This is a genomic window from Intrasporangium sp. (assembly GCF_036566125.1).
In the GTDB taxonomy this organism is placed as follows: domain Bacteria; phylum Actinomycetota; class Actinomycetes; order Actinomycetales; family Dermatophilaceae; genus Intrasporangium.
In genome coordinates this window covers 1-3,490 of sequence record NZ_DATCWX010000337.1, presented here as the reverse complement: position 1 = coordinate 3,490, position 3,490 = coordinate 1, and the positions used below count along the sequence as shown (strand labels likewise).

Annotated in this window: 4 protein-coding genes; all 4 read left to right on the top strand. The window is 69.6% G+C overall.

Going from position 1 to position 3,490, the window contains the following annotated elements; all coding sequences use genetic code 11:
• Window positions 1-184 (top strand): hypothetical protein (locus tag VIR15_RS20270; RefSeq protein ID WP_331931141.1); only part of this gene is annotated, 184 nt, incomplete at its 5' end.
• A gap of 170 nt (window positions 185-354) precedes the next feature.
• On the top strand, window positions 355-1,554 hold the full coding sequence (gene lhgD, locus VIR15_RS20265; RefSeq protein ID WP_331931139.1) for an L-2-hydroxyglutarate dehydrogenase: 1,200 nt from the start codon (window positions 355-357) through the stop codon (window positions 1,552-1,554).
• A gap of 112 nt (window positions 1,555-1,666) precedes the next feature.
• Entirely contained in the window at window positions 1,667-2,134 is a 468-nt protein-coding gene (locus VIR15_RS20260; RefSeq protein ID WP_331931137.1) for a GNAT family N-acetyltransferase, read from the top strand.
• A gap of 52 nt (window positions 2,135-2,186) precedes the next feature.
• On the top strand, window positions 2,187-3,413 hold the full coding sequence (locus VIR15_RS20255) for a 4-alpha-glucanotransferase (protein WP_331931135.1): 1,227 nt from the start codon (window positions 2,187-2,189) through the stop codon (window positions 3,411-3,413).
• Window positions 3,414-3,490 lie beyond the last annotated feature (77 nt).

Below are 3,490 nucleotides of genomic sequence, written 5' to 3'. Positions count from 1 at the left end.
GCTGCCGCTCGACAGCGCCTTCGACGGGACACTGTCCGGCACCGCCCTGACGGATGCCATCGGCACCGGCGCAACCACGGTGGCGGCAATCGTCATGTACGACGACGACACCGAGTCCGCGCCGAAGCAGGCCAACTACACCCTCACCGTGAACGGCGTGGTCCAGCCGGGAGGGGGCGGCTGAGCTGACAACCCGACTCAGCGGCATACGACATCAGTCGTATGCCGCTGAGTTGCGTTCCAGCGCAACTACGTCATGGGGTGGCTTGGACTGGCGTACCGTCGGAGCGTGCGGAGAGGGACGACGGCGGACCAGATGGAGCACGCCGACTGTGGCGACGGGCGGTCCGCGGTATGACCGAACAGTCGATCGGCATCGTCGGTGGCGGCATCGTCGGGCTCGCGATCGGGCGCGAGCTCTCGCGCCGGCGCCCCGGCCTGCGAATCGTCGTCTTCGAGAAGGAGGCCCGTCTCGCGGCGCACCAGACCGGGCACAACTCCGGTGTCGTCCACGCGGGGATCTACTACAAGCCGGCCAGCCTCAAGGCGCGGCTCTGTTCTCGCGGCCGCGAGCTGCTCAAGGACTACTGCACCGAGCACGGCATCGCTTACAACGAGTGCGGCAAGCTCGTCGTCGCGGTCGACGCCTCAGAACTGGGACGCTTCGATGCCCTCGAGCAGACGGCCCTGGCCAACGGCGTGCCCGGCCTCGAGCGGGTCGGCCCGGAGCGGATCCGGGAGATCGAGCCCCACGCCGTCGGTCTCGCCGCCCTGCACTCACCGAGGACGGCGATCACCGACTTCGTCGCGGTCGCCGAGACCATGGGCAAGGAGATTGTCGACAGCGGCGGCGAGATCCACCTCGACACGATGGTGAACGGACTGGAGCGCAGCGCCGGCCGCATCGACGTCCAGTGCGGCCCGGTCCGTCACCGGGTCGACCGGCTGATCCTCTGCGGCGGGCTCCAGGCCGATCGCCTTGCCAGGCTGGCCGGCGACACGGGCGGGCCCCGGATCGTTCCCTTCCGCGGCGAGTACCTCAGCGTCAGCCCGGCGAAGCGGCAGCTCGTCAGGGGGATGGTCTACCCGGTGCCGGACCCGCGCTACCCCTTCCTCGGCGTGCACTTCACCCGCCGCGTCTACGGCGAGCTCGACGTCGGACCCAACGCCGTCCTCAGCCTCAAGCGCGAGGGCTACCGCCGCCGTGACTTCGAGGCCGCCGACGTGCGTGACATCCTCGCCTGGCCCGGTTTCTGGCAGATGGCCCGGACCCACTGGCGCACCGGCGCCAAGGAGGTCTACGGGTCTCTATCGATCCGCGCCTACCTGCGAGCTGCGCAGCGGTACGTGCCTGCCATCGGGCCGGCGGACGTCGTCCGCAACGGGATGGGCGTCCGAGCCCAGGCCGTCGAGCGTGACGGCACCCTCGTCGACGACTTCCGGATCACCCACAGCGACGGGGTGACGAGCATCCGCAACGCGCCCTCACCAGCAGCCACCTCGAGCCTGGCCATCGCCGAGTACGTCGTGGACGAGATCGACCGAGAGGGTTGACCTGAACCGTGGTTCGAGGTACCGACTCGCCCCAAAGAGGCGGACAAATATCTCGAACCGGGGTTCAGAAAACCGATTGCAGGTCCCGGGATCGTCTGGGCATCGTCGTCAGATGGCGAATGCAGTGCTGAGAGCGGCGGGTCCAGCAGACGCCGACGTGGTCGGTCGGCTCCTCCACGACTTCAACGACGAGTTCGACACGTCCGGACCGGATGCCGACGTCTTCGCGCGCAGGTTCCACACCCTCCTCGACCGCTGCGACGTGCTCGTCCTCCTCGCTGAGAACCCCTCAGAACCGGTGGGATTCGCCTTCCTCACCCTGCGTCCGACGCCCTACTACGACGGGCTCTTGGCACAGCTCGAGGAGCTCTACGTCCGACCGGACCTGCGGGACCAAGGCATCGGGACAGAGCTGCTGCTCGAGTCCATCGAGGCAGTGCAGGAGCGGGGCGCATGTGAGGTGCACATCAATGTCGACGAGGTCGACGTGGACACCAGACGCTTCTACGAGCGGCACGGCTTCAGCAACATCCAGCCCGGCGCCGACTACCGGATGCTCTGCTACCTGCGCGAGCTGTGACGGTGTTCCGGTCCTCCACGGGCTGACCCTGGCCGCGTCATAGTCTGTGCGCGTGATTTCCTCGCGCGCGAGCGGCGTCCAGCTGCACATCACCTCTCTGCCCGACGGTCGGCTCGGCCGGTCGGCGCGGGCCTTCGTGGACTGGCTCGCCGCGGCCGGGCAGTCGGTATGGCAGGTCCTGCCCGTGTCCGTCCCCGACGAGCACGGGTCGCCCTACAAGTCACCGTCCGCCTTCGCCGTCTCACCGGCGCTCCTCGAGCACCCCGACGCACCGGTGAGTCCCGAGGAGCTGGCCCGGTTCGCTGAGCGCGAGCAGTACTGGGTCGACTCGTGGACTGCCTTCGGCGGGGACCTCGCCGACCAGGTCCGGTTCGCCCGCGAGTGGACCGAGCTGCGCGCGTACGCAGCCGACCGCGGGGTCCGCATCATGGGCGACGTCCCGATCTACGTCGCCCCCGACGGCGCCGACGTCCGGGCGTGGCCGAGTCTCTTCCGCAGCGATGCGGTGGCTGGCGTCCCACCGGATGCGTACGCCGCGACGGGACAGCTCTGGGGCAACCCGCTCTACCGGTGGGACGTCATGGCCGCCGACGGATTCCGCTGGTGGATAGAGCGACTGCGCCGGACCTTCGAGCTGTTCGACTACGTCCGGCTCGACCACTTCCGCGGGTTCGCCGCGTACTGGGCGGTCCCCGCGGACGCCGAGACCGCGATGAACGGCCGCTGGGAGCCGGGGCCTGGCCGCGCCCTCTTCGACGCGGTTCAGGCGGAACTCGGCGAGCTGCCCGTGCTGGCCGAGGACCTCGGCGACATCGACGCCGCCGTGGTCGAGCTGCGCCGTGAGCTCGGCTTCCCCGGCATGGCGGTGCTCCAGTTCGGCTTCACCCCGCACGACCCGCACAACATCCACCACCCGGGCCGTCTGCGGGACGACCAGGTCGTCTACACCGGGACCCACGACAACGACACCGTCGTCGGCTGGTGGGCGCAGCTCCCGTGGGACGCCCGGGACATGGTGTGGGCAGCCTGTCGCGAGGCCGGGGTGGACATCGATGTCGACCGAGAGCCGTCGTGGGCTGTCATCGGGCTCGCCCTCACGATGCCATGCCAGCTGGCCATGATGCAGGCGCAGGACGTTCTCGCGCTCGGTTCCGAGGCTCGCATGAACACGCCCGGCGTCGAGGGCGGCTGGGGCTGGCGGATGGACGGGGGTGCTCTCACTCCCGCACACTCAGCGCGGTTGCGCTCGCTCACCGAGGCGGCCGGCCGTGTGCGGTAGGGGCGGGTGCCGGCGTGCGTCCGCGACTCGGCTCAGCGGCATACGGATGATGCCGTATGCCGCTGAGCCAACTCGGG

What these genes read in the sequence shown, in the direction of transcription:
- VIR15_RS20260 (WP_331931137.1), top strand. Translation starts at nt 1,667, where the DNA reads ATGGCGAATGCAGTGCTGAGAGCGGCGGGTCCAGCAGACGCCGACGTG.
- lhgD (WP_331931139.1), top strand. Translation starts at nt 355, where the DNA reads ATGACCGAACAGTCGATCGGCATCGTCGGTGGCGGCATCGTCGGGCTC.